Here is a 25,280-nt window from a genome sequence, read left to right on the forward strand (position 1 = left end):
GCGGGCAGGAGCGCGACGCACACCTCCCCAAGAACCGTCCAAGCAGGGGGCGGGAGGAGGAACACGTTGGGGGGGACCGGGGCGAAGAGAGGGGGCGCCCGGTGATCACCGGGCGCCCCCTCTCGTCGTACGGGCGGTCAGGCCCCGAGCAGCTTGCGCACCCGGTCCTGGCCCACCGCGAGCAGCAGCGTGGGCAGGCGCGGCCCGGTGTCCCGGCCGACCAGCAGGTGGTAGAGGAGGGCGAAGAAGGTGCGCTGGGCGACCTTGATCTCCGGCGGGAGCTCCTTCGGGGTGGCGTCGGCGGAGAAGCCGGCCCGGACCTTCGGGACGCCGTAGACCAGGTGGGTCAGGCCGTCCAGCGACCAGTGGCCGTCCAGGCCCTCCAGGAGCAGGCGCAGCGACTCGCGGCCTTCGTCGTCGAGGGAGGCGAGCAGCTCGGCGTCGGGCTCCTCGCGGACGACGGTGCGCTGCTCGGCGGGGACCTGGGTGTTGATCCACGCCTCGGCCCTGTCGAGCCGGGGCCTGACCACGTCCAGCGAGGTGAGCGGGTTGCCGGGGTCGAGTTCGCTGAGGATCCGCAGCGTCTGGTCCTCGGCGCCCGCGGTGATGTCGGCGACGGAGGCGAGGGTGCGGTACGGCAGTGGACGCGGGGTCTTCGGCAGCTCCCCGGCGGCGGTGCCGACGGCCCGGGTGTGGGCGGCGGCGTCCGCCGGGAGGGCGGTGCCGTCCGCGACCTTGGCGGCGAGCTTGTCCCACTCGTCGTAGAGCCGCTGGATCTCCTGGTCGAAGGCGATCTTGAAGGACTGGTTGGGCCGGCGGCGGGCGTAGAGCCAGCGCAGGAGCTGCGGTTCCATGATCTGGAGGGCGTCGGCCGGGGTCGGCACGCCGCCCTTGGAGGACGACATCTTCGCCATGCCGCTGATGCCGACGAACGCGTACATCGGGCCGATCGGCTGCTTGCCGCCGAAGATCCCGACGATCTGCCCGCCGACCTGGAAGCTCGACCCGGGCGAGGAGTGGTCGACGCCGCTGGGCTCGAACACGACGCCCTCGTACGCCCACCGCATGGGCCAGTCGACCTTCCAGACCAGCTTGCCGCGGTGGAACTCGCTCAGCCGGACGGTCTCCGCGAAGCCGCAGGCCGAGCAGGTGTAGGCGAGCTCGGTGCTGTCGTCGTCGTAGGAGGTGACCGTCGTCAGGTCCTTCTCGCACTGCCCGCAGTAGGGCTTGTACGGGAAGTACCCGGCGGCGGAACCGCTGCCGTCGTCCTCGTCGGCCGCGCCGGAGCCCTCGGCGGCCTCCAGCTCGGCCTCGTCGACCGGCTTCTGCGACTGCTGCTTCTTCGGCGGGGCCTTCTTGGTGCGGTACTGCTCGAGGATCGCGTCGATGTCCCCGCGGTGCTTCATCGCGAACAGGACCTGGTCGCGGTAGACACCCGAGGTGTACTGCTCGGTCTGGCTGATCCCGTCGTACTCCACGCCGAGCTCGGCGAGCGAGTCGGTCATCGCGGCCTTGAAGTGCTCGGCCCAGTTCGGGTGCGCGGAGCCGGCGGGCGCGGGTACGGAGGTGAGCGGCTTGCCGATGTGCTCGGCCCAGGACGCGTCGACGCCCGCGACGCCGGCCGGGACCTTGCGGTAGCGGTCGTAGTCGTCCCAGGAGATCAGGTGGCGCACGGTGTACCCGCGGCGGCGGATCTCGTCGGCGACCAGGTGCGGGGTCATCACCTCGCGGAGGTTGCCGAGGTGGATCGGGCCGGAGGGGGAGAGTCCGGACGCGACGACCACTGGTTTGCCCGGGGCCCGACGCTCCGACTCGGCGATGACCTCATCCGCGTAACGGGAGACCCAGTCGGTGGTCTCGGTGCTCTGAGCCACGATCGGCACGTCCTTCTTTCTCATACGCCAGTACGGCTGACGCCACCATTCTCCCAGCTCGGGCCGGAACCGCGAAAACGGCTTTTCACCGCATGGGATACTGGGGCTTTCCGTCCTCAGCACCTCCTGGAACCCGAGCAGAACGGCATCACTCCATGGCCTCGGTCACGTCCCTCACCGCTTCCGTCCACCAGCGCCTCGCGGACGCCCTCTCGGCAGCACTGCCGGAGGCGGGTTCCGCGGACCCGCTGCTGCGACGAAGCGACCGGGCCGACTTCCAGGCCAACGGGATCCTGGCGCTGGCGAAGAAGGCGAAGGCCAACCCGCGCGAGCTGGCGACGCAGGTCGTGGCGCGGGTCGAGTCCGGTGCCGTGATCAAGGACATCGAGGTCTCCGGGCCCGGCTTCCTGAACGTCACGGTCACCGACGCGGCGATCACCGGGAACCTCGCGGCCCGCGCCGCGGACACCGAGGGCCGCCTCGGCGTCCCGCGCGCCGAGCACCCGGGCACCACGGTCATCGACTACGCGCAGCCGAACGTGGCCAAGGAGATGCACGTCGGCCACCTGCGCTCCGCGGTGATCGGCGACGCGGTGGTGCAACTCCTGGAGTTCGCCGGCGAGTCGGTCGTACGGCGTCACCACATCGGCGACTGGGGCACCCAGTTCGGCATGCTCATCCAGTACCTGATCGAGCACCCGCACGAGCTGGACCACAAGGGCGGCGAGGTCTCCGGCGAGGAGGCCATGTCGAACCTGAACCGGCTGTACAAGGCCTCGCGGGTGCTGTTCGACTCCGACGAGGAGTTCAAGACGCGGGCCCGCCGCCGGGTGGTCGACCTCCAGGCGGGCGACGCCGAGACGCTGGCGCTGTGGCAGAAGTTCGTGGACGAGTCGAAGATCTACTTCTACTCGGTCTTCGAGAAGCTGGACATGGAGATCCGCGACCCGGACGTGGTCGGCGAGTCCGGTTACAACGACATGCTGGACGAGACGTGCCGACTGCTGGAGGAGTCGGGTGTCGCCGTCCGCTCCGAGGGCGCCCTGTGCGTGTTCTTCGACGACATCAAGGGCCCGGACGGCAACCCGGTCCCGCTGATCGTGCGCAAGTCCGACGGCGGTTACGGGTACGCGGCGACCGACCTCTCCGCGATCCGGGACCGCGTCTTCCACCTGAAGGCCTCGACCCTGCTCTACGTGGTCGACGCCCGCCAGGCGCTGCACTTCAGGATGGTCTTCGAGACCGCGCGCCGGGCCGGCTGGCTGAACGACGACGTGGACGCCGTCCAGCTCGCCTTCGGCACGGTGCTCGGCAAGGACGGCAAGCCGTTCAAGACCCGTGAGGGCGAGACGGTCCGGCTGGTCGACCTGCTGGACGAGGCGATCGAGCGGGCGACGGCGGTCGTCCGCGAGAAGGACACGCAGGGGCAGCTGTCCGAGGAGGAGATCGCCGAGCGCGGCACCCAGGTCGGCATCGGCGCGGTGAAGTACGCGGACCTGTCGACGTCCGCGAACCGCGACTACAAGTTCGACCTGGACCAGATGGTCTCGCTGAACGGCGACACCAGCGTCTACCTCCAGTACGCGTACGCCCGGATCCAGTCGATCCTCCGCAAGGCGGGCGACATCTCCCCGGCGGCGCACCCGGAGCTCGAACTGGCCCCGGCCGAGCGTGAGCTGGGCCTGCACGCGGACCGGTTCGCGGAGACGGTCGCCGAGGCCGCCGCCGAGTACGCCCCGCACAAGCTGGCGGCGTACCTGTACCAACTGGCCTCGCTGTACACGACGTTCTACGACAAGTGCCCGGTCCTGAAGGCGGACAGCCCCGCCCGGGTCGAGAACCGCCTCTTCTACTGCGCCGTCACGGCCCGCACGCTCCACCAGGGCATGGCGCTCCTGGGCATCAGGACCCCCGAGCGTCTCTGACCGGGCCCCGGCCCCGGCCACCGCACGGCGACGGCCCCGGCAGGACGGCCCCGGCCGTCCCACCGGGGCCGTCGGCCTGCCGGGCGTCGGCCTGCCGGGCCCGCCGCTCGTCAGGCGTAGTAGTGGATGGTCCCCCGCAGGGCGGGATCGCCGCCCTCGCAGTGCTGGACGAAGGTCGCCGCGAACGCCCGCACGGCGCCGTCGTCGCCGCGCGCGAGCCGGGTGACGGTGAACTCGCCCGTGGTGGCGTTGCAGCCGCGCCCGTTGCCCTGCACGTCGAGTCCGGCGACGCCTTCCCCGGCGGCGCGCTCCGCCCGGTAGGTGCGTCCCGCCTCCAGCTGTTCGCCGGCGGGCGGGGTGAGCAGCGCCGTGAAGTACTCGCGTCGGCCGGACACGTCGTACTGGACGCCGTCGCCCCACGCGCGCAGGCCGAAGGTGCTCGTGGCGCCGGTGTGCGTGAGGCTCGCGCCCCGGCCGATGGCGTCCCCGGGGTCGCTGGTGTAGGCGTAGGACAGCGGCAGGGCACGGTACTTGACGACGCCTTTGAGCGCCGGGGCGTCCGCGCGCTCGCAGCGCTGGGTGTAGGTCGCGTCCAGAACGGTGACCTCGCCGGACGCGTCCGTCTCGATCTGGTTGACCGAGAACTGCCCGTAGACCTCGTTGCAGCCGCGCCCGTCCCCGGACACGTCGAGGCCGGGAGCGCGGCCGGTGCGGGCCGCCGCCCGTTCGGCGTCGCGGTAGACACCGGGCCGCAGCTTCTCGCCGGTCGGCGCGGCGAGTTCGACGTCCCACCAGGTGCCGGCGGTGGACACGCGTACGCGTACCGACTCCTCGGTGCCCCGCGCGGTGATGGTGGCCGTCCTCGGCGTGAACGCGGCACTGGCGCCCTGGCCGATGTAGTCACCGGCCTGGCTGGTGTGGCTGTACCTGGTCACGGGCGCCGGTGTGCCGACTGCCGCCCCGGCGGGCGCCGTCTGCGCCGTGACGAGCCAGACCGTCGCGGTCAGGGCGGTGGCCCCGCCGGTCCATACGCGTCGCCATCCTGTGCTGCTGCGCACGGATGTCTCCCCCTCCGTGAGAACGGGCGTCCCCACTGGACACCCGCTCCCCTGTTGTAACTCCCGCCACCGCCTTCCGGCTGCCGGAAACCAGCCAACTCCCCGCACCAGGAAGGGCGTTGAACGGCGCCACACCCACTCCCGGGCCATTGTCAGTGGCTCCCCCTACAGTCACCGGCATGGCGACACTTCCGAATCCGCTGCCGAAGCTGAGGGCCGACCCGAGCGGTCGCGCGCTCGGGCTCGAACTCCCGCCCGGGACCCTGGTCGACGAGACGGTCGACGGCCCCTGGCACGAACCGCTTCTGTGGTGCGCCGACGGGCCGGCGGCCCCCGGCGACTGGCTGCGGCTGTCGGCCGCGCGGCGGACGGTGGGGCTGCACCCCGTGCTCATCGCCTCCGGGGAGAAGGACGAGGGCGGGCCCGCCGCCTGGGACCTGGGCCCCGCCAGGACGTCGTACGCGGGCGACCACGACGCGGAGGACGTGCTGGCGGACCTCTGGGAGGAGTACGCGGCGGACGAGCTCGCCGACGTCACGGACCACCCCGACCAGGACAGGGTGGATGAGGTCTTCGGTCCCCCCGCGACCTACGACGAGACGGTCGCCCCCTTCGGGCCCCTGTGGCCCGGGCTCGCGCCGGCCGGCCCGCTGGACGCCGATCCGGACGCCCGGGCCGGCGAGGTCGCCGACTCCCTCGCCGGCGGTGACTCCTGGCTGAAGGAGCCCCGCCCGGCACTGGTCCCGGCCCGCCGCAGCGCGGACCTCCCGGCGGCCATCGGCTGGTCGGGCGCGGTGAATCACGAGAACGACGTCGCGCGGCTCTCGGCGGTGCTGCGCTCGTGGGAGGACCGCTTCGGGATACGGGTGGTCGCGCTCGCCTCCGACCGGCTGGTTCTGTCCGTGGCGGCCCCGCCGGCCACCACGGCCGAGGCCGAGGCGGTCGCCGCCGAGCACTTCGCCCTCTGCCCGGACAACATCACCCGGGGCGGTCACGAGACACTGCGCGCGTACGCGGCGCACGAGGTGCTAGGCAAGCGGGCCTGGTCCTTCCGGTGGGACTGACGGGGCCCGCACCGGTGCCTGGGCGGTCCCCGCACCCCGTCGGGCCGCCAGGCTTCAGGGCCGGCGGCCCCGTCGGGGGGGTGGAGCCCGTCGGCCGGTGACCTGGGGCGCGTACTCCCCCCGCGCCCCCTCCGAGCCGCCCAGCGGACAGGTGTACGCGGGGCGGCGCCCCACGTTGCTGCCACTGGACGACGCGCTCGGCTACCGGGCGACGGCCACCGGCCCGGCCGTCACCGCAGCTGCCGGGCCACCTCGGTCGCCCAGTACGTGAGGATGTTCCGGGCGCCTGCGCGCTTGATGCCGGTCAGGGCCTCCAGGATCGCCTTGTCGCGGTCGATCCAGCCCTTCTCCGCGGCGGCCTCGATCATCGCGTACTCGCCGGAGATCTGGTAGGCGGCCACGGGCACGTCGACGGCGTCCGCGACCCGGGCGAGGACGTCCAGGTAGGGGCCCGCCGGCTTGACCATCACCATGTCGGCCCCCTCCTCCAGGTCGAGGGCCAGCTCCCGCAGGGACTCCCGCAGATTGGCCGGGTCCTGCTGATACGTCTTCCGGTCGCCCTCCAGGGACGAGCCGACGGCCTCCCGGAAGGGGCCGTAGAAGGCGGAGGAGTACTTGACGGTGTACGCGAGGACGGCGACGTCCTCCCGGCCGATCTGGTCGAGGGCGTCCCGGACGACCCCGATCTGACCGTCCATCATCCCGCTCGGCCCCACGACATGGGCACCGGCGTCGGCCTGGACCTGGGCCATCTCGGCATACCGCTCGAGCGTGGCGTCGTTGTCGACGCGCCCCTGCTCGTCGAGGACACCGCAGTGTCCGTGGTCGGTGAACTCGTCGAGACACAGGTCGGACATGACGAGCAGGTCGTCCCCGACCTCGGCGCGCACGTCGCGCAGGGCAACCTGGAGGATCCCGTCGGGGTCGGTCCCGGCCGTGCCCTGGGCGTCCTTCTTCCCGTCCTCCGGCACACCGAAGAGCATGATTCCGGAGACCCCGGCCTCCAGCGCCTCGACGGCCGCCTTCTTCAGGCTGTCGCGGGTGTGCTGCACGACCCCCGGCATCGCCTTGACCGGCACCGGCTCGCTCACGCCCTCCCGCACGAACGCGGGCAGGATGAAGTCAGCGGGGTGCAGGCGGGTCTCGGCGACCATGCGCCGCATGGCGGGCGTCGTACGCAGCCGCCGCGGCCGCGTACCGGGGAAGGATCCGTACTTGGTCATGGACCCACGCTACGCCCGCCCCCGGCATGCCCTTGCCGACACCGTGCCGGTACCCGGCCCACGGCACGCCGGGCCGATCGGGAGCAGTCCGGGCACCCTCACGTCCACCGCGGTACGGCCGCGCCCACGACTCGGGGAGCCACAAGGGGCGGCACCGGAGGGTTCCGGTGCCGCCCCTTCCGTAGGGCCGGCTCACGACCCGGTGCGTGACGGGCGACGTAGCCTCCCGCGCACCGAGGCCCTGTTACGTGGTGCGGCGCCGCCGCGACCCCGGCCGCCGCTCGCTCGGCCGCGTCACCGGGTCCCCGGCGTCCAGCGCGGCCGCCCGCCGCCGGAGCCCGAAGTCCGCCAGCGCCTCCGCCAGCTTGAGCACGGACGGCTCGGGAGCCATCACGTCGACTCGCAGCCCGTGCTCCTCCGCCGTCTTCGCGGTGGCCGGGCCGATGCACGCGATCACGGTCACGTTGTGCGGCTTGCCGGCGATGCCGACCAGGTTCCGCACGGTCGACGACGAGGTGAACAGCACCGCGTCGAACCCGCCGCCCTTGATCGCCTCACGCGTCTCCGCCGGCGGCGGCGACGCCCGCACGGTCCGGTAGGCCGTGACGTCGTCGACCTCCCAGCCCAGCTCGATCAGCCCCGCGACCAGCGTCTCGGTGGCGATGTCGGCGCGCGGCAGGAACACCCGGTCGATCGGGTCGAAGACCGGGTCGTACGGCGGCCAGTCCTCCAGCAGCCCGGCCGCGGACTGCTCACCGCTCGGCACCAGGTCCGGCTTCACACCGAACGCGACGAGTGCCTTGGCGGTCTGCTCACCCACCGCCGCGACCTTGATCCCGGCGAAGGCGCGGGCGTCGAGCCCGTACTCCTCGAACTTCTCGCGCACGGCGCGCACCGCGTTCACCGAGGTGAAGGCGATCCACTCGTACCGCCCGGTCACCAGGCCCTTGACCGCGCGCTCCATCTGCTGGGGCGTGCGCGGCGGCTCGACGGCGATGGTGGGCACCTCGTGCGGCACCGCTCCGTACGAACGCAGCCGGTCGGAGAGCGACACCGCCTGCTCCTTCGTCCGCGGCACGAGCACCTTCCAGCCGAACAGCGGCTTGGACTCGAACCACGACAACTGGTCGCGCTGGGCGGCGGCGGAACGCTCACCGACCACGGCTATGACCGGGCGTCCGCCGTCCGGCGACGGCAGCACCTTCGCCTGCTTCAGCGTCTGCGCGATCGTCCCGAGCGTCGCGGACCAGGTCCGCTGCCGGGTCGTCGTACCGGCGACCGTCACGCTCATCGGCGTATCGGGCTTGCGCCCGGCGGCGACCAGCTCGCTCGCGGCCGCGCCGACCGAGTCCAGCGTCGCCGACACCACGAGGGTCCCGTCCGACACCCCGACCTCGGTCCAGCAGCGGTCCGAAGCCGTACGCGCGTCGACGAACCGCACGTCGGCGCCCTGCGCGTCCCGCAGCGGCACACCGGCGTACGCGGGCACGCCCACGGCGGCGGCGACACCCGGCACGACCTCGAAAGGCACACCCGCGGCGACGCAGGCCAGCATCTCCTCGGCGGCGTACGCGTCGAGGCCGGGGTCTCCGGACACCGCACGCACGACCCGCTTGCCGCCCCGTGCGGCCTCCATGACAAGATTGGCCGCACCCCTCGAAGCGGGGGCACCAGCGGTCGTTGACGAACCGTCAACCACCGCCAGCCTAGGCGTGCCTGAGCCCGATCGGGCATCCGGGGACGCGCCTGCGGACGCGGCCACGGACACCCCCGAAGGCGCGCCGGCAGCGGCGTCCGTCTCCAGCACGGCGACGCCCTGCCTGGCGTGCGTGCGCACCACGTCGAGCACCTCGTGCTCGGCGACGAGTACGTCCGCGTTCGCCAGCGCCTCCACTGCGCGCAGGGTCAGCAGTCCCGGATCCCCGGGTCCGGCACCGAGGAAGGTGACGTGCCCGTGATCGAGTCCGGCGGAAAGGTTGGTGGGGCTCACAGTGCTCGCTCCCCCATCAGACCGGCCGCGCCCTTGGCGAGCATCTCGGCGGCGAGTTCGCGGCCGAGTTCCATTGCCTGCTCGTGTGTCCCGGGCACGGGACCGGTGGTGGACAGCTGCACCAGCGAGGAGCCGTCGGTCGTGCCGACGACGCCGCGCAGGCGCATCTCCTTGACAGTCTGCCCGTCGGCCAGCAGGTCGGCGAGCGCACCCACGGGTGCGCTGCAGCCGGCCTCCAGGGCGGCGAGCAGGGATCGCTCGGCGGTCACGGCGGCCCGGGTGAACGGGTCGTCGAGCTCGCCGAGCGCCGCGACGAGGTCCGCGTGGTCCGCGGCACACTCGATCGCGAGGGCCCCCTGGCCGGGGGCGGGCAAAACGGTGTCGACCGACAGGAACTCGGTCACTTCGTCGCTGCGGCCGATCCGGTTCAGCCCGGCGGCGGCCAGCACGACGGCGTCGAGCTGGCCGTTGCGCACGAACCCGATCCGTGTGTCGACGTTGCCGCGGATGGCGACCGTCTCGATCGACATCCCGTGGCTGCGGGCGTACGCGTTCAGCTGCGCCATGCGGCGCGGCGAACCGGTGCCGACCCGCGAGCCGTCGGGCAGCCCGGCGAAGGTGAGCCCGTCGCGGGCGACGAGGACGTCGCGCGGGTCCTCGCGCACCGGCACGGCGGCCAGGGCGAGGTCGTCGGGCTGCGTGGTCGGCAGGTCCTTGAGGGAGTGCACGGCGAAGTCGACCTCGCCGCGCAGCAGCGCCTCGCGCAGCGCGGTCACGAAGACACCCGTGCCGCCGATCTGCGCGAGGTTCTCGCGGGACGTGTCGCCGTACGTGGTGATCTCCACGAGTTCGACGGCACGCCCGGTCACCCGGCTCACGGCCTCGGCCACCTGCCCGGACTGGGCCATGGCGAGCTTGCTGCGCCTGGTCCCGAGCCTCAGTGGCCCTGCTTCGTCTGCTCGCCCGGGGGACGGTGCGGCCGGCCCCTTCGGCTCACGCGGCTCACTCATGCTCGCCCTCGGTTCTCGGCGTTCTCGGTGCTGATGTCTTGGGAGGCCCGGGAGACGGCGGCGACCGTCTCCTGGTCCAGGTCGAAGAGGGTGCGCAGCGCGTCCGCGTACCCGGCGCCGCCGGGCTCGGCGGCCAGCTGCTTGACCCGTACGGTCGGCGCGTGCAGCAGCTTGTCGACCACCCGCCGTACGGTCTGGGTGATCTCCCCGCGCTGCTTGTCGTCGAGGTCCGGCAGCCGTCCGTCGAGCCGCGCGATCTCGTTCGCGACGACGTCGGCGGCCATGGTGCGCAGGGCGACGACGGTGGGGGTGATGTGGGCGGCCCGCTGGGCGGCGCCGAAGGCGGCCACCTCGTCGGACACGATCCGGCGCACCTGGTCCACGTCGGCGGCCATCGGCGCGTCCGCCGACGCCTCGGCGAGCGACTCGATGTCGACGAGCCGCACGCCGAGCAGCCGGTGCACGGCGGCGTCGATGTCGCGCGGCATCGCGAGGTCCAGCAGGGCGAGCACGGGCGCGGGCCGGGTGGCCTCGGCCGGCTCGAGCCTGCGCCGCTCGGGCACCCGCCCGATGGTGGCGGCGGTGGCGGCCAGCGCGGTGATGAGTGCGGCCTCGGCCTCGGGTGTACGGCGGTTGTCGCGCCGCTCGCCGGGGGCGTTGTCCACCCAGGCCGCGTGCTGTTCCAGTGTGGCGGCGTCCAGACCGGCCACCGCGGCCTCCCCCATCACGGAGAAGCCGGTGGCGCCCTGCACGGCCGGCAGGTCGAGGGGGCAGCCCTCCTCGGTGCCCGCGCCGGCGGGTGCGAGTCCGCGCGCCGGCCCGGCGGGGGCGGCTCCGCGGAGTTCGGCGGGCGTGCCCGTGCGCCCCTCGACGGCGGTCGCGACCGTGTCCGCCGTCAGGACCAGTCCGGTCGCGCCGGTGCAGGAGACGCCGATGTCGGCACGTGTCAGCTCGCGCGGCACCGAGTCGATCGGTACCGCGCGGGCCAGCACGTCCGTGTCGTCGCCCTGCGCCAGGATCTGCGCGAGCCGCTCGGCGCGGTCCAGCGTGCGGTTGGCCACGACGACCTCGGCGACTCCGGCGCGCGCCAGCGTCGCAGCGGCCAGCGAGGACATGGAGCCCGCGCCGATCACCAGTGCCCGCTTGCCCTTGGCCCAGCTGTCGACGGCGGCGCCGGACGAGAGCTGCTCCAGGCCGAAGGTGACCAGGGACTGGCCCGCGCGGTCGATGCCGGTCTCGGAGTGGGCGCGCTTGCCGACCCTGAGGGCCTGCTGGAACAGGTCGTTCAGCAGCCGGCCCGCGGTGTGCAGTTCCTGCGCGGTGGCGAGGGAGTCCTTGATCTGGCCGAGGATCTGGCCCTCGCCGACCACCATCGAGTCCAGGCCGCAGGCCACGGAGAAGAGGTGGTGGACGGCCCGGTCCTCGTAGTGCACGTACAGATAGGGGGTGAGCTCGTCGAGCCCGACCCCGCTGTGCCGGGCGAGCAGGGTGGACAGCTCGGCGACGCCCGCGTGGAACTTGTCCACGTCGGCGTACAGCTCGATGCGGTTGCAGGTGGCGAGCACCGCGGCCTCGGTGGCCGGCTCGGCGGCGAGGGTGTCCTGGAGCAGCTTGACCTGCGTGTCCGCGGGCAGCGTGGCCCGTTCCAGGACGCTGACCGGAGCGCTGCGGTGGCTCAGCCCGACGACGAGGAGACTCATGCCGGCATCACGGCGGGGAGATCCCCGTCCGGTCCCTTCTCGGTCTCCGTCGGGGCCGGGGCGAGGGCCCCGGCCTCGGCCGCGGCTTCCTCGCCGGCCTTGCGCTGCTCGTGGAAGGCGAGGATCTGCAGCTCGATGGAGAGATCGACCTTGCGCACGTCGACGCCGTCCGGGACGGACAGGACGGTCGGCGCGAAGTTCAGGATGGAGGTGACTCCGGCGGCGACGAGGCGTTCGCAGACCTGCTGGGCCGCGCCCGCGGGCGTCGCGATCACGCCGATCGAGACACCGTTCTGGTCGATGATCTTCTCGAGCTCGTCCGTGTGCTGGACGGGGATCCCGGCGACCGGCTTGCCGGCCATCGCGGGGTCGGCGTCTATCAGCGCGGCGACCCGGAAGCCGCGGGAGGCGAAGCCGCCGTAGTTGGCGAGCGCGGCGCCGAGGTTGCCGATCCCGACGATCACAACCGGCCAGTCCTGGGTCAGGCCCAGCTCACGGGAGATCTGGTAGACGAGATACTCGACGTCGTACCCCACACCGCGGGTCCCGTAGGAGCCGAGGTAGGAGAAGTCCTTGCGCAGCTTCGCGGAGTTGACCCCCGCGGCGGCCGCGAGCTCCTCGGAGGAGACCGTGGGCACCGAGCGCTCCGACAGGGCGGTGAGGGCTCGGAGGTACAGCGGAAGGCGGGCGACGGTGGCCTCGGGAATCCCTCGGCTGCGGGTCGCCGGTCGGTGAGTTCGGCCAGTTGCCACGGTGCTCCTGCGGGTAGAGCGGGGCTGCAGGCGGTCACACGTTCCCGGACCGCCCCGTCGAAAGCAGGCTATGTCTTTGTGAACGCGTGCACAAAGATGGTGTCCGATTTGCCCGGCCAACGTGACCGGGGTCACGCGCCCCCGGGGCATGCGTACGGAACCGGCGCGCGCGCACCTTCGTTCCTCGCTGGATGGGGGCAAAACCGTACACACTCCTTACGCGTCCCGCCCCCGAGATCTGAACCACCCTCGATCCTAAGCGACTTTCCGGACCACTTGGACTGATCAGTCAGTCACGCTCCGGACAGCGGAACCCGCGGGAACCGGCCATCGCTCACGCGGTCAGGGCCCTGCGAAGACGCTGCTCGTCGACCCGCCAGAAGGTGTGCTGGGCGCCGTCCACCAGCACGACCGGGATCTGCTCCCAGTACTGACGGTTCAGCTCCTCGTCCCGGGTGATGTCCTTCGCCTCCCAGGGGACCCCCGTCTCCGCGCAGACCTTCTCGACCACCAGCTGTGCGTCATCACACAGATGGCACCCGGGCTTCCTGATGAGGGTGACCAGACGCTCGCGCGGTGCCTTCGTCATGTCCGTCTTCTCCTTGGGGCGGTCACTGCGCCGGAACAGGGGACTCATGCCGGCCATTCTCGCCCCGCCGCGGCCCGGACGCCCCCGACCAGGCCCCCGTACCCCCGGCGGCGCGAGGACGCGGGCGCGGCGCGCCGGAACGCCCTCCCCTTTCACGGCACGGTCGTGGAGAGTTCACAGCCCCGCATCCTCTCGACTCCGGAACGACCGAACAGACTGGCTATGCTCACGGCATGGCCGCTCTCGGATGGCTCACTCCCCGTAGGCGCTCCGCCACGGCGCGGAGCGTGTTGGCAGGCGAGGCCTCGGCGGAGGCAGCACGCAAAACCTCCCAGGAGCTGGGAGACCTCGCGGACCTCACGCACGGGGCCGCGCCCGACGCCGTCGTGGAGGAACCGGCGTTCCCGGTGCTCGGCGACGTGCGAGCCGCCGCCTTCTTCGACCTCGACAACACCGTCATGCAGGGCGCCGCGCTGTTCCACTTCGGCCGCGGGCTGCACAAGCGGAAGTTCTTCGAGACGCGCGACCTCGCCCGGTTCGCCTGGCAGCAGGCGTGGTTCAGGCTGGCCGGGGTCGAGGACCCCGAGCACATGCAGGACGCCCGCGACTCGGCCCTCTCCATCGTCAAGGGCCACCGCGTCGCCGAGCTGATGTCGATCGGCGAGGAGATCTACGACGAGTACATGGCCGAGCGGATCTGGCCGGGCACGCGGGCACTGGCCCAGGCGCACCTCGACGCCGGCCAGAAGGTGTGGCTGGTCACGGCCGCGCCCGTCGAGATCGCCACGGTGATCGCCCGCCGGCTCGGGCTGACCGGGGCACTGGGTACCGTCGCGGAGTCCGTCGACGGCGTGTACACCGGCAAGCTGGTCGGTGAGCCGCTGCACGGACCGGCGAAGGCGGAGGCCGTCCGCGCGCTGGCGTCCGCGGAGGGGCTGGACCTCTCCCGCTGCGCCGCCTACAGCGACTCCCACAACGACATCCCCATGCTGTCCCTGGTGGGCCACCCCTACGCGATCAACCCGGACGCCAAGCTGCGCAAGCACGCCCGGTCCTTCGAGTGGCGGCTGCGGGACTACCGCACGGCACGCAAGGCCGCCAAGGTCGGCATTCCGGCGGCCGCCGGTGTCGGCGCGGTCGCGGGCGGCACGGTCGCGGCGATCGCCCTGAGCCGGCGCCGGCGCTAGCGCGCCTCACCCCTCCCCCCGACACGGCCGCGTTGACGCCGCCGTACAGAAGTGCGCGCGAACACGGGTTCCGGACGGGTGCGGTAAGTGGCAATCCGGCTGTTCTACCCCGCAGCGTCCCCGCCAGTCCCGACGTACGCACACGAGCACAACACGCCCCGCACCCAGGCGGAAGTCGAACTCATTCGGTCAACAACTGATCAGTATTCGGTACTTGATCAGGCGTCGATCAGTTAGAGAAGCGACGTAATCGATGATTTGAGCAACTGGGTGTAGCGCTGCCTGTACGAAGCGTTATTCTCCTCAAACGCATGACGGACGCCACCAGTCGCTACGACGGGTGAACGATCCGGCACTGCACGTGATGGAAGCTCTGCCTCTGGGAGTCCCGTGTACCCACACGTCGGGGTTGACGCCTCGGGCCTGGCTACGCTGCGCGCGACGGTCCTCGACCGCCTGCGCGGCTTCGTCCCCACCGCGTACGCCGTCCCCGCCCTCGCTGTCTCCGCCGCACCCGTCGGCCCGTGCTACGCACTGGCCGAGGGCAGCGCCGCGGTCGGCAGACGAGGCCGCTCGGCCGCCACGCCCACCGCGCGCCGCCCGGCCGCGGACAGTGACAGCGCCCGGATGATGGATCTCGTCGAGCGGGCCCAGGCCGGCGAGGCCGACGCCTTCGGACGCCTCTACGACCAGTACAGCGACACCGTGTACCGCTACATCTACTACCGCGTCGGGGGCAAGGCGACCGCGGAGGACCTCACTAGCGAGACCTTTCTGCGGGCACTGCGGCGCATCGGCACGTTCACCTGGCAGGGCCGCGACTTCGGCGCCTGGCTGGTCACCATCGCGCGCAACCTGGTCGCCGACCACTTCAAGTCGAGCCGCTTCCGGCTCGAGGTCACGACCGGCGAGATGCTCGACGCGAACGAGGTGGAGCGCAGCCCCGAGGACTCCGTCCTGGAGTCGCTGTCCAACGCGGCACTGCTCGATGCCGTGCGGCGGCTGAACCCCCAGCAGCAGGAGTGCGTGACCCTGCGCTTCCTGCAGGGCCTGTCGGTCGCGGAGACCGCGCGCGTGATGGGCAAGAACGAGGGCGCCATCAAGACTCTCCAGTACCGGGCCGTGCGCACCCTCGCACGGCTCCTCCCGGACGACGCCCGCTGACCCGGAAAGATCACACAGCGATCCCACACGTTCAGCGACGGTCAACTCACTTTCCGTAAGAGTCCGTTGGCTTCGCGGTCCGGTCATCCGTCGTCCGTAACCCAAGTGCCGCGACGCTCGTTGTGCGGGATACAGGCTCCCTGTGGTCACACCCTGACCTCCGCCGGTCACCCGATCGTGTCGGTGCGCTCAGGGCGTGCGACCCTCAGGACCCCCTGGGGAGCCGACCGTCATGACGAGAGGAGGTGCCGCCAGTGATCGCGAACGTATCGGCGCACCGGCGGGCGAACGCCTTCGCCCAGGCCCTGGAGGAGCAGTCCGACCGGGGCACGGCGGCCGAGCAGCCAGATGGATCGGCACCGCCCCCGGCTGCTGCGGAACAGACCGAGCAGGGCCTCATGCTGGCCCTCGCCACGGGTCTCGGCGAGCTGCCCAAACCCGTACTGGACCCTGAGGTCAAGGTCGTCCAGCGGGCTCAGCTCGTGGCCGCGATGGAGGCCATGCTGCTGGACGGCACGGCTCCGCTGGGCGAAGCGAGGGATTCTTCGGTACCCGAGCAGCGCTCCCACCGCCGGGGCGCCCATCGGGCGACCGGCCTCGGGAAGCTGCGACCGCGGTCCCGGCTGTCCAAGGGCCTTGCCGCGGGCGGGCTCACCGTCGGTGTGGCCGCCGGGGCGTTCGGCGGTGTCGCCGCTGCCAGCTCCGACGCCCTGCCCGGAGACTCGCTCTACGGGCTCAAGCGCGGGATGGAGGACATCAAGCTGGGGCTGGCCGACGACGCCGGCGACCGCGGACAGATCTACCTCGACCACGCCTCCACGAGGCTGAACGAGGCACGCCGGCTGATGGAGCGGGACCGCTCCGGCCCGCTCGATCACGAGTCACTGGGCGAGATCCGCCGGGCCCTGTCCCTCATGCAGCACGACGCGTCCGAAGGACACCGCCTGCTGCACGAGGAGTACGAGCGGGACGGCTCGCTGGCCCCCATCCAGGCCCTGTCCGCCTTCTCCCAGACGCATCGTGAGGCCTGGGGCGCGCTGCGCGACCGGCTGCCCGTGCAGCTCGGCGACGTCAGCGACCAGGTGTCGTCGGTCTTCGACGCCATGGACGAAGAGGTCGAGCCGTTGCGCGCGCTGCTGCCGCAGCCGCCCGCGAAGCACGGACCGGCCAGGCGGACCCCCGGCGAGACCTCCACGGGCTCGTCGGACACGGGCCGTCCGGCGCCCAGCGCCACCGGCGGTTCCGCGGACAGCCGCCACTCCAGCGGCGGCAAGCCCAAGCCGTCCACGCCGGACAGCGAGGGCGACGGCCTGCTCGGAGGCGACACGGGCGGTCTGCTCGACCCGCCCGAGGACGACACCAGCTCGTCCCCCTCGGCCGGCCGGACCGGCCCCGCCGCCGAACCGGACGTCACGCTGCCCCCGCTCCTCCCGGGGCTCCTCCCGGGACTGGGCATCGACAGCGAGAACGACAGGTAACGCGCGTACGGCGAGGGGCGCCCCAGTTCACCGGGGGCGCCCCTCGCCGTGTCCGTCAGAAGAACACCGACCGCCGCTGCACCAGCAGCTTGTACAGGGTGTGCTGGATCTGTTCCCTGACCTGGTCGGTCAGGTTGAACATGAGCATCGGGTCCTCGGCCGCCTCGGGCGGATAGCCGTCCGTGCGGATCGGCTCGCCGAACTGGATCGTCCACTTGGTCGGCAGCGGTACCGCACCGAGCGGCCCGAGCCAGGGGAAGGTGGGCGTGATCGGGAAGTACGGGAAGCCCAGCACCCGGGCGAGCGTCTTCGCGTTGCCGATCATCGGGTAGATCTCCTCCGCCCCCACGATCGAGCACGGGATGATCGGGGTGCCCTGCCGCAGCGCGGTGGAGACGAAGCCGCCCCGGCCGAAGCGCTGGAGCTTGTACCGCTCGCTGAACGGCTTGCCGATGCCCTTGAAGCCCTCGGGCATCACCCCGACCAGTTCGCCGCGCGCCAGCAGCCGCTCGGCGTCCTCGGCGCAGGCGAGGGTGTGACCGGCCTTGCGGGCCAGCTCGTTGACGACCGGCAGCATGAAGACCAGGTCGGCCGCGAGCAGCCGCAGGTGACGGCCCGTGGGGTGGTTGTCGTGGACGGCGACCTGCATCATCAGGCCGTCCAGCGGCAGCGTCCCGGAGTGGTTGGCGACGATCAGCGCCCCGCCCTCGGACGGGATGTTCTCGATGCCCTTCACGTCGACCCGGAAGTACTTCTCGTAGACCGGGCGGATGAGGGACATCAGGACCTGGTCGGTGAGTTCGGCGTCGTAGCCGAAGTCGTCGACCTCGTAGTCGCCGGTCAGCCGGCGGCGCAGGAAGGCCAGGCCGCCGGCGATCCGCCGCTCCAGACCACCGCCCGGTGCCTGCTCCGGCGCCTGCGGGCTCTCTCGCGTCACGGGATCATCATCCCGCGCGGGCGCCGGGCCGGGCAGGGGCTGGACCTCGTGGACCGCCGAGTGTTCGCCCTTGTGCCTGCTCCCGGCGCCCCTGCGGCGCGGCGGGCGCTGCACAGCGCCGCCGCGTGACCGGTCGTCGTCGAACGGAATGACCTTGGCGTCCGCCATCGTTGATGCGCTCCTCAGTTGGCGCTCTGCGTCGGGGATGAGCCGCCGCCCAGGGCGGGCAGCGCGGCGATCCGGTCGACGGCCCCCGCGAGGGCCTCCGGAGGCAGGAGTCCGGGCCCCCGGCTCCGTGCGAAGTCCGCGAAGGTCTCCGCCGTCGTGTACTTCGGCCGGTACCCGAGGGTGTCGCGCATCTGGTCCGTCTCCACGACCCGTCCGTGTGTGAGCAGCCGCAGTTGCTCCGGCGAGAAGTCCGTCACGCCCAGCGTACGCAGCGCCGTCCCCACCCAGCTGACCGCGGGCATCAGCAGCGGCACGGTGGGCCGGCCGAGGCGCCGCGCGCACTGCGAGAGCAGCAGGACGCCGTCCCCGGCGATGTTGAACGTGCCGCTGTTGAGCGTCCCGCGCTCGGCCTCGTGCGAGGCCAGGCGCAGCACCTCGATCACGTCGTCCTCGTGCACGAACTGCAGCCGCGGATCGTAGCCGAGGACGGTGGGCAGCACGGGCAGCGAGAAGTACGAGGCGAGCGGTGAGTCCGCGCTCGGGCCCAGGATGTTGGCGAAGCGCAGGACGCACACGGCGACGTCGGGCCGGCGGCGTGCGAAGCCCCGTACGTAGCCCTCGACCTCGACGGTGTCCTTGGCGAAGCCGCCGCTCGGCAGCGACTTGGGCGTGGTCGTCTCGGTGAAGACGGCCGGATCGCGCGGCGCGGACCCGTACACGTTCGTACTGGACTTCACGGCGAGGCGCTTGACGGTCGGGGACTTCTGGCAGGCACCGAGCAGCTGCATGGTGCCGATGACGTTGGTCTCCTTGACCGAGGTCCGGCTGCCGCTGCCCAGCGGGGTGCCGGTCACGTCCAGGTGGACGACCGTGTCGACGGAGTGCTCCGCGAGCAGGCGCGCGATCGAGGGCTGCTGTATGTCCGCCTGGACGAAGTCGGCGCCTCCCAGGTGGTGCTCGGGCGGGATCGCGTCCACGGCGATCACCCGCTCCACCTCCGGGTCGCGCTGGATCCGCCGGACGAACCGGCCCCCCAGCTGACGGGCCACTCCGGTCACGAGCACGACCTTCCCCAAGATCAGCGCCTTCCTTCCCGCCTCGTCCCGCACCGCGTACCGCTGCTCGTACCCTGCCGGGTTCCCCGTGTGCCGCCAACCTAGCGGGTCGGTGTCGCGCTGTGAGGACCGCCCGATGCGTCACGTCACGACAGCCCCGCACGTGCGACCGGACCCAGCCATTTGCCGCACAGGCACCCGCCCACGGCCCGGACGTCCGGACATGACTGTGGCCCCCCACCTGACGGTGGGGGGCCACAGAGCGCGCTGTCGCAGCGGTCGCGCAACCGTAAGGACGATCCCCCGCGGGTGCGGGGACGGCCTTACTTCTTGTTGCGACGCTGAACGCGAGTGCGCTTGAGCAGCTTGCGGTGCTTCTTCTTGGCCATCCGCTTGCGCCGCTTCTTGATAACAGAGCCCACGACTACCCTCGCTCACTTCTCTTCACTCGGTGCTGGGCGCCGGGGCCCACACGACCTACGAGGGGCTAGCCTACCCGTCCGAGCGCTGAGGTCGTAATCGAGGTCACCCGGGGCTCCCCGGAGGGGCCGCGAGGGCCTCCCGGGGAACCCGCGGGGCCGCCGTCAGGCGGTCTCCACCCCCACGTAGCTCTCGCGGAGGTACTCATGAACCGCTTGCTCCGGCACCCGGAAGGACCTCCCCACCCGGATCGCCGGCAGATGGCCGCTGTGCACCAGTCGGTACACGGTCATCTTCGACACTCGCATCACCGAGGCGACTTCCGCCACGGTCAGGAACTGAACCTCGTTCAGAGGCCTCTCGCCAGCTGCAGCCATGACACACCTGAACCTTCCGCACTCGACGGTCACCGGCTTCCCCTTCCGGTGACACTTCGTCGTTGCGTGCTCACTCCCCAGAGTAGGGGCGGGTGATGCGAGTGGGGAAGAGGAGCTGCCATCGGCGGCCTACTGTGACAGACACGCTCGATTGAGTACATAGCGAGTAAGCGGTCGGTAGTAAGGAGACCGCACAGCGTCATCGAGGGGGACGGCGACGGACACCCGCCCCTCCGTCTCCCCGACGAACAGCGCGGGATCGTTCGTATCCGCCAGCCCGATGGCCTCGAACCCCAGCTGACCTGCCCCGCAGACCCATCCGTGGTCGCCGACCACCAGCTCGGGAAGCGGTCCCCCGGCCTCCGCGGCGGCCGCCAGCACGGTCCGGACCGGCAGCGGCGAGTGCGTGTGTGCGCCGGTCGTGCGCCCGGGGGCCTGCGGCCCGGGTTCCCGCACCAGCGCGACTCCTCGTACGTAGTCCACGTGGTACGTGCGTAGGCCGAACCGGGTCGTTATGTCGACAGAGCTACCCTGCGCCGGGGTGAGGACAGTACATCCCGCCGCCGACAGGGCGTCCGCCAACGCGGCGTAGAAATCCATCAGCCGGTGCGGGTGTCCGGTGCCGAACAGCACCGGTGCCCGGCGCTCGGCGACCCTCCCGAGCCGCTCGGCGAAGGCCTGCAGCGCGGTCAGAGTCCGCTCCGGGTCGATCACATCATGCCCTGAAGTGTCTCCGGGATCGGCCGACACCCCGCACTTGTCGGCCATCAGCCCGATCAACTCCCGCTGCCCCCAGGTCCCTTCGGGATCGAGCCCGATCATCACCCGGGGGTCGCGGGCCGCGAAGAGCCGATAGCTGCGCAGGCTCTCCTCGCGCGAGGTGGCGACGGGCCCGGCCAGCCGCGCGGCCAGCAGATGCGCACGCAATGCTCCGGTGCTCAACACGCCAGCGATGCTGACGCATCGCCGCCCACCACACCCCGAAAACCCCGGAAACACCGCACAGTTGGCGTAACAGCCCGACCGGTGGGACGCCGGCCCGTCCGGCACTTGGAGCCGGGCGCGATGCGGGGGTCCGAGGGCGAAGCCCCCGGAAACGGGACGCGCAGGGGCGGAGGGGGGCGGACCCGTCCCGTCGCCCACCTAGGGCCTGTCGTTTGGATCACGCCGGCGTCGCGGGGTCTGGGGTCGGTCAGGACGAACCGTCGGTCACAGCCAGCCTGATCCAAACGACAGGCCCTAGGCGAGCAGCCCCCGCAGGGGGAAGACGGCCCGCCTTGCGGCCAGCACGGCCTGGTCCAGCCGGTCGGCGGGGTCGTACCCCGCCTCCCACTCCCGCCAGGCCACCGGCCACCGCCCGTCAGTCATCCGCATCGGCCCCAACTGCCGCGTGCGGGCGAACACTTCCTGCCGCCAGCTCTCGGGAATCACCGACTCGGGCGCCACCGGCCGCCCCGCCGCCACCCCCACCAGATGCGTCCAGGACCGCGGCACCACGTCGACCACCGCGTAGCCCCCGCCCCCGAGCGCGACCCATCGCCCGTCGGCGTGCTCGTGCGCCAGCTCGTGACAGGCGACCTGCACGGCCAGCTGCGCGTCGAGCGACACCGCGAGATGCGCCAGCGGATCCTCGAAGTGGGTGTCGGCACCGTGCTGGGTGACGATCACCTGCGGCCGGAAATCGGCGATCAGCTCCGGCACCACGGAGTGGAAGGCCCGCAGCCACCCCGCGTCCCCGGTCCCCGCGGGCAGTGCCACGTTCACGGCGGAGCCCTCCGCACAGTCCGCGCCGGTCTCCTCCGGCCACCCGGTCTGCGGGAACAGCGTCCGCGGATGCTCGTGCAGCGAGATCGTCAGAACCCGCGGATCCTCCCAGAAGGCCGCCTGGACCCCGTCGCCGTGATGAACGTCCACGTCGATGTAGGCGACCCGTTCGGCACCCAGTTCCAGCAGGCGGGCGATGGCGAGCGACGCGTCGTTGTAGATGCAGAACCCCGAGGCACCGCCCGGCATGGCGTGGTGCAGCCCGCCCGCGAAGTTCACCGCGTGCAGCGCGTCCCCGCGCCACACCGCCTCCGCCGCCCCTACGGACTGTCCCGCGATGAGCGCGGACACCTCGTGCATCCCGGCGAACGCGGGATCGTCCGCCGTCCCGAGGCCGTACGACGCGTCCGCCGCCGCGGGGTTCCCGGACGCGGCCCTGACCGCCTCCACGTAGTCCTCGCGATGGACGAGCCGCAGGGTCGACTCCCCGGCCGGCTTCGCGGCGACCACCTCGATCTCCCGGTCGAGCCCGAAGGCGCCGACCAGCGACCGGGTCAGCGTCAGCCGGACCGGATCCATCGGGTGGTCCGGGCCGAAGTCATAGCCCGTTACTGCCTCGTCCCACATCAGCTGTGCGCGGCCGCTCATGCCCGTCACCGTATCGGTCCGGTTCAGCGGTGAACGACCTGGCATACCTCAGCGTCAGCAGAACCAGCACCATCGGTACGAGCATGGCTCCCCGGTAGTTCCACGCGTCCCCCAGCGCCCCCACCAGGGGGGAACCGATCAGGAACCCCACGTAGTTGAAGATGTTGAGCCGTGCGATCGCCGTGTCGGACGCGCCGGGGAAGAGCCGCCCCGCCGCCGCGAAGGTCTGCGGGACGATCACGCACAGCCCGAGCCCCAGCAGCGTGAACCCCAGCATCCCGGCCCACGGCCCCGGCGCCACCGCCACCGCCCCGAACCCGAGCGCCGCCACCACCGCACCGAGCCGTACGACGGCCGCGGCCCCGAACCGCCGCACCCCGACGTCCCCGATCGTCCGCCCCAGCAGGGTGGTGACCATGTAGACGTTGTACGGAACGGTCGCCAGCTGCTCGGAACTGCCCAGCACGTCCTGGAGGTACTTCGCACTCCAGTTGGAGACCGTCGAGTCCCCGATGTAGGCGAAGGTCATCACCAGACACAGCGGCAGCAGCAGCCTGAAGACGACGGGACCGGCCTCAGCCGGCGCGCCGCCCGAACCCTCCCGCGTCGGCTGCTTCCCGGGGGCACCCCCGTCGACGTACCACCGGCTGCCCACCAGGGCCGCCGGCAGCAGCACCGCCACCACCGGCAGGTACGACACGAACAGCGACAGATGCCAGTGCGCCCCCGCCCACGCGAGGGAGGCGCCGACGATCCCGCCCAGGCTGAACGCGGCATGGAAGCCGAGCATGATGCTGCGTCCGTACGTGCGTTGCAGACTCACGCCGAGCATGTTCATCGACGCGTCGAGTGCACCCACCGCGAGCCCGAACACCCCGAGCGCGACAGCGACTTGGGCGACCCGGTCGCCCGCCCCGACACCCAGCAGGGCCAGCAGCACGACCGGCTGGGACCACCTCAGCACGCGGCTGGGCGGCACCCGTTTGACCAGTTGCTCGGTGCAGACGCTGCCGACTCCGGCGAGGATCGGCACGGCGGCGAGGAAGAGCGGCAGCAGGCCGTCGGATATCCCGTACCGGTCCTGGATCGCCGGGATGCGTGTCACCAGCAGCGCGAAGGCGACGCCCTGGGCGAGGAAAGCGAACGCCAGCGAGGCCCTGCCGCGCCGCAGCACATCTGTCATGGCGGCGAGCGTAGGGCCCCGGCCTACCCGTGGGTAGATCAAGCAGAAGATGAATTCTGTTCAGCTCTTGATGCGCTCGGTCACTTCGTGTCCGTCCCGGCGCAGAGCTCCTCCTTCAGCATCATCTGCATCGGGACGACTGCGAGCGCGCCGCTGACGAGGAAGCCCAGGGCCATGGATGCGATCATGATGACGGTGCCGAGCCAGACCATGGTGTCGACCGGCAGCGTGTAGGCACCCACCACGCGGACCACGCACTCGCCGAGCAGCGTCACGCCCCAGACGACGGAGAACGTGCGCTCGGCCCGGCGGAATCGCTCCGACCCGCTGACCAGCCGGTCCCACGCGGCGGACTTGGCCGTGTCCCCCTTGATGACGAACGGTGCCATGGCCGCGGTCATCATCGGCTTCCCGAGCAGCACGGAGACCAGGACGCCGATGCCGACGACACTGCTGATCGCGCTGTCCTTGGCCAGCATCAGCCGAGGGTCACCGGCCACCGACCCGAGCACCAGCCCGGCGACGTTGACGACCAGGATCAGCGCCGCGAGGCCGTTGAGTCTGCGGTCCCGCACCGCGCTCCACACGGTCCGCACCGCCGGCAGCACACTGCTCCAGCCGAGCGCGGCCACCGTGCTCAGTCCGAGCCCGTCCTTGAGGAGGTAGAACGAAGCGAGAGGCACCGCCACGTCCACGATCAGCGGCAGGAAGCCGCGCCGCGCCGAGCCCCGGTCCTTCACCGCGGGCGTCGCGGCGACAGGCGCTTCGGTGCGGCTCGCGGTGGCAGTGAGGCTCATGATCGGATCCCTCCGTAGGCACTGTGTACGTCCCGTTCTCGACGTACACAGCTTGGCGCCCCGACCCGGGCCGGCAGTAGGAACGATCGTCCGGATCCGGGGATGACAAATGTCAGCGCCGGAGGGTGACACCGTCAGGCGAGCAGGTCCGCCAACTCCCCCATGTCGGCGAAGAGTCCGGTCGCACCGGTGAGCCTCTCGGCGGGCGTCATCGCGGTGAACCCGTACACGTCCATGCCGGCCGCGTTCGCCGCCCGCACCCCGAGGGGGCTGTCCTCGACGACGGCACACCTGGCCGCAGGCATGCCCATGCGCTCGGCCGCGTACAGGAACAGGTCGGGCGCCGGCTTGCCCCGCCCGACGTCCTGCGAGCTGAAGATCCGCCCGTCGTCGAACCACCGGTCGAGTCCGGTCTTTTGGTGCCCCACCCGAATCCGCTCATGGGTCCCGGAGGAGGCGACGCAGTACGGCACTCCGTCCGCGGCCAGCTTCTCCAGCACCTGCACGGTCCCGGCGACGGGCTGCAACTCCCGCTCGAAGGCCGCGAACACCCGCGCGTGGAAGACGTCGTCGAAGTCCGCGGGAAGCTGCTGCCCGGTGCGCTCCGCCACGAGGTCGTGGACGCGGTGCATCGCGGCGCCCATGTAGTCGCGCAGGGAGTCCTCGTACGAGGTGGGGTGCCCCAGCTCGGTGAGGTACGCGGCCAGGAGCGTGTTGGAGATCGGCTCGCTGTCCACGAGGACGCCGTCGTTGTCGAAGATGACCAGGTCGTAGCGCATGAGGTCGACAATAAACGACCCCGGAAAACCCGGAAGGCGCCGAAAACGCAGAAAACCCCCGTACCGGTATCCCGGTACGGGGGTTTTCTCCAAAATTTGTTCGGCGGCGTCCTACTCTCCCACAGGGTCCCCCCTGCA

At 71.7% G+C, this 25,280-nt stretch carries 22 protein-coding genes; 5 read left to right on the forward strand and 17 right to left on the reverse strand.

The annotated features are described in order from the left end of the window. Window positions 1-137: 137 nt before the first annotated feature. On the reverse strand, window positions 138-1,883 hold the full coding sequence (gene lysS / locus AC069T_RS32430; protein ID WP_478786160.1) for a lysine--tRNA ligase: 1,746 nt from the start codon (window positions 1,881-1,883) through the stop codon (window positions 138-140). Window positions 1,884-2,029: 146 nt separating this feature from the next. Here lysS and argS point away from each other — a divergent pair, with 146 nt between their 5' ends. Continuing rightward, window positions 2,030-3,799 carry an arginine--tRNA ligase gene (argS, locus tag AC069T_RS32435; protein WP_478786142.1) on the forward strand — a complete coding sequence of 590 codons (1,770 nt, stop codon included), beginning with the start codon at window positions 2,030-2,032 and terminating at the stop codon, window positions 3,797-3,799. 110 nt (window positions 3,800-3,909) lie between these two features. Here argS and AC069T_RS32440 read toward each other — a convergent pair whose 3' ends face one another. Beyond that, window positions 3,910-4,857 (reverse strand): hypothetical protein, encoded by a 948-nt coding sequence (locus AC069T_RS32440; RefSeq protein ID WP_478786143.1) that lies wholly within the window; start codon window positions 4,855-4,857, stop codon window positions 3,910-3,912. A 179-nt stretch (window positions 4,858-5,036) separates the two neighbouring features. On the opposite strand from AC069T_RS32440, the gene AC069T_RS32445 reads away from it, so the two are divergent. Beyond that, on the forward strand, window positions 5,037-5,921 hold the full coding sequence (locus AC069T_RS32445; RefSeq protein ID WP_478786144.1) for a DUF4253 domain-containing protein: 885 nt from the start codon (window positions 5,037-5,039) through the stop codon (window positions 5,919-5,921). A 230-nt stretch (window positions 5,922-6,151) separates the two neighbouring features. Here AC069T_RS32445 and hemB read toward each other — a convergent pair whose 3' ends face one another. From hemB to AC069T_RS32475, 6 genes are all read right to left on the reverse strand, one after another. Further along, entirely contained in the window at window positions 6,152-7,144 is a 993-nt protein-coding gene (gene hemB, locus AC069T_RS32450) for a porphobilinogen synthase (RefSeq protein ID WP_478786145.1), read from the reverse strand. 244 nt (window positions 7,145-7,388) lie between these two features. Beyond that, window positions 7,389-9,134, reverse strand: a complete 1,746-nt coding sequence (locus AC069T_RS32455) for a bifunctional uroporphyrinogen-III C-methyltransferase/uroporphyrinogen-III synthase (RefSeq protein WP_478786146.1) — start codon at window positions 9,132-9,134, stop codon at window positions 7,389-7,391. Continuing rightward, the gene (gene hemC / locus AC069T_RS32460) at window positions 9,131-10,144 is read right to left on the reverse strand and encodes a hydroxymethylbilane synthase (protein ID WP_478786147.1); all 1,014 of its coding nucleotides are present in this window, start codon (window positions 10,142-10,144) and stop codon (window positions 9,131-9,133) included. The genes AC069T_RS32455 and hemC overlap by 4 nt, the downstream gene beginning before the upstream one ends. Beyond that, window positions 10,141-11,844: a glutamyl-tRNA reductase gene (locus AC069T_RS32465; protein ID WP_478786148.1), complete on the reverse strand. Its 1,704-nt coding sequence runs from the start codon at window positions 11,842-11,844 to the stop codon at window positions 10,141-10,143. Before AC069T_RS32465 ends, hemC begins: the two co-directional genes overlap by 4 nt. Continuing rightward, entirely contained in the window at window positions 11,841-12,596 is a 756-nt protein-coding gene (locus tag AC069T_RS32470) for a redox-sensing transcriptional repressor Rex (RefSeq protein ID WP_478786149.1), read from the reverse strand. The genes AC069T_RS32465 and AC069T_RS32470 overlap by 4 nt, the downstream gene beginning before the upstream one ends. A 334-nt stretch (window positions 12,597-12,930) precedes the next feature. Next, window positions 12,931-13,242 carry a glutaredoxin family protein gene (locus tag AC069T_RS32475; RefSeq protein WP_478786150.1) on the reverse strand — a complete coding sequence of 104 codons (312 nt, stop codon included), beginning with the start codon at window positions 13,240-13,242 and terminating at the stop codon, window positions 12,931-12,933. Between the two features lie 176 nt (window positions 13,243-13,418). Between AC069T_RS32475 and AC069T_RS32480 the strand changes: the two genes are divergently transcribed. The 3 genes from AC069T_RS32480 to AC069T_RS32490 all read left to right on the forward strand — a co-directional run bounded on the left by AC069T_RS32480 (window position 13,419) and on the right by AC069T_RS32490 (window position 17,014). After that, window positions 13,419-14,372 carry an HAD family hydrolase gene (locus AC069T_RS32480; RefSeq protein WP_478786151.1) on the forward strand — a complete coding sequence of 318 codons (954 nt, stop codon included), beginning with the start codon at window positions 13,419-13,421 and terminating at the stop codon, window positions 14,370-14,372. Between the two features lie 390 nt (window positions 14,373-14,762). Further along, a complete protein-coding gene (locus AC069T_RS32485; RefSeq protein ID WP_358855295.1) occupies window positions 14,763-15,536 on the forward strand; it encodes an ECF subfamily RNA polymerase sigma factor, BldN family in 774 nt (257 codons plus the stop codon). Window positions 15,537-15,790: 254 nt separating this feature from the next. Beyond that, window positions 15,791-17,014, forward strand: a complete 1,224-nt coding sequence (locus tag AC069T_RS32490) for a DUF5667 domain-containing protein (protein WP_478786152.1) — start codon at window positions 15,791-15,793, stop codon at window positions 17,012-17,014. A gap of 55 nt (window positions 17,015-17,069) precedes the next feature. Here the strand turns inward: AC069T_RS32490 and AC069T_RS32495 are convergent, their stop codons facing one another. The 9 genes from AC069T_RS32495 to AC069T_RS32535 form a co-directional block, all read right to left on the reverse strand. Beyond that, on the reverse strand, window positions 17,070-18,119 hold the full coding sequence (locus tag AC069T_RS32495) for a lysophospholipid acyltransferase family protein (protein WP_478786153.1): 1,050 nt from the start codon (window positions 18,117-18,119) through the stop codon (window positions 17,070-17,072). Between the two features lie 14 nt (window positions 18,120-18,133). Next, the gene (locus AC069T_RS32500) at window positions 18,134-19,195 is read right to left on the reverse strand and encodes an NAD-dependent epimerase/dehydratase family protein (RefSeq protein ID WP_358855292.1); all 1,062 of its coding nucleotides are present in this window, start codon (window positions 19,193-19,195) and stop codon (window positions 18,134-18,136) included. Between the two features lie 302 nt (window positions 19,196-19,497). After that, a complete protein-coding gene (locus AC069T_RS32505) occupies window positions 19,498-19,596 on the reverse strand; it encodes a 30S ribosomal protein bS22 (RefSeq protein ID WP_003948845.1) in 99 nt (32 codons plus the stop codon). A gap of 162 nt (window positions 19,597-19,758) precedes the next feature. After that, window positions 19,759-19,971: a helix-turn-helix domain-containing protein gene (locus tag AC069T_RS32510; protein ID WP_004984898.1), complete on the reverse strand. Its 213-nt coding sequence runs from the start codon at window positions 19,969-19,971 to the stop codon at window positions 19,759-19,761. A 129-nt stretch (window positions 19,972-20,100) separates the two neighbouring features. Then, entirely contained in the window at window positions 20,101-20,916 is an 816-nt protein-coding gene (locus AC069T_RS32515; RefSeq protein ID WP_478786154.1) for a phosphatase, read from the reverse strand. Window positions 20,917-21,210: 294 nt separating this feature from the next. After that, window positions 21,211-22,383: an acetoin utilization protein AcuC gene (locus AC069T_RS32520; protein WP_478786155.1), complete on the reverse strand. Its 1,173-nt coding sequence runs from the start codon at window positions 22,381-22,383 to the stop codon at window positions 21,211-21,213. Next, window positions 22,334-23,566 (reverse strand): MFS transporter, encoded by a 1,233-nt coding sequence (locus AC069T_RS32525; RefSeq protein WP_478786156.1) that lies wholly within the window; start codon window positions 23,564-23,566, stop codon window positions 22,334-22,336. The genes AC069T_RS32520 and AC069T_RS32525 overlap by 50 nt, the downstream gene beginning before the upstream one ends. 80 nt (window positions 23,567-23,646) lie before the next feature. Next, entirely contained in the window at window positions 23,647-24,363 is a 717-nt protein-coding gene (locus tag AC069T_RS32530) for a VC0807 family protein (RefSeq protein WP_478786157.1), read from the reverse strand. A 134-nt stretch (window positions 24,364-24,497) separates the two neighbouring features. Further along, window positions 24,498-25,142, reverse strand: coding sequence for an HAD family hydrolase (locus AC069T_RS32535; protein WP_478786158.1), 645 nt, complete (start codon window positions 25,140-25,142; stop codon window positions 24,498-24,500). Between the last annotated feature and the right edge of the window lie 138 nt (window positions 25,143-25,280).

This window comes from Streptomyces sp. NPDC043867, assembly GCF_056435845.1.

Excerpts from the sequence above, each read along its gene's own strand:
- argS (WP_478786142.1), top strand. The coding sequence starts at position 2,030 with ATGGCCTCGGTCACGTCCCTCACCGCTTCCGTCCACCAGCGCCTCGCG.
- AC069T_RS32445 (WP_478786144.1), top strand. The coding sequence starts at position 5,037 with ATGGCGACACTTCCGAATCCGCTGCCGAAGCTGAGGGCCGACCCGAGC.
- hemB (WP_478786145.1), bottom strand. The coding sequence starts at position 7,144 with ATGACCAAGTACGGATCCTTCCCCGGTACGCGGCCGCGGCGGCTGCGT.
- hemC (WP_478786147.1), bottom strand. The coding sequence starts at position 10,144 with ATGAGTGAGCCGCGTGAGCCGAAGGGGCCGGCCGCACCGTCCCCCGGG.
- AC069T_RS32465 (WP_478786148.1), bottom strand. The coding sequence starts at position 11,844 with ATGAGTCTCCTCGTCGTCGGGCTGAGCCACCGCAGCGCTCCGGTCAGC.
- AC069T_RS32475 (WP_478786150.1), bottom strand. The coding sequence starts at position 13,242 with ATGGCCGGCATGAGTCCCCTGTTCCGGCGCAGTGACCGCCCCAAGGAG.
- AC069T_RS32480 (WP_478786151.1), top strand. The coding sequence starts at position 13,419 with ATGGCCGCTCTCGGATGGCTCACTCCCCGTAGGCGCTCCGCCACGGCG.
- AC069T_RS32495 (WP_478786153.1), bottom strand. The coding sequence starts at position 18,119 with ATGGCGGACGCCAAGGTCATTCCGTTCGACGACGACCGGTCACGCGGC.
- AC069T_RS32510 (WP_004984898.1), bottom strand. The coding sequence starts at position 19,971 with ATGGCTGCAGCTGGCGAGAGGCCTCTGAACGAGGTTCAGTTCCTGACC.
- AC069T_RS32520 (WP_478786155.1), bottom strand. The coding sequence starts at position 22,383 with ATGAGCGGCCGCGCACAGCTGATGTGGGACGAGGCAGTAACGGGCTAT.
- AC069T_RS32525 (WP_478786156.1), bottom strand. The coding sequence starts at position 23,566 with ATGACAGATGTGCTGCGGCGCGGCAGGGCCTCGCTGGCGTTCGCTTTC.
- AC069T_RS32530 (WP_478786157.1), bottom strand. The coding sequence starts at position 24,363 with ATGAGCCTCACTGCCACCGCGAGCCGCACCGAAGCGCCTGTCGCCGCG.
- AC069T_RS32535 (WP_478786158.1), bottom strand. The coding sequence starts at position 25,142 with ATGCGCTACGACCTGGTCATCTTCGACAACGACGGCGTCCTCGTGGAC.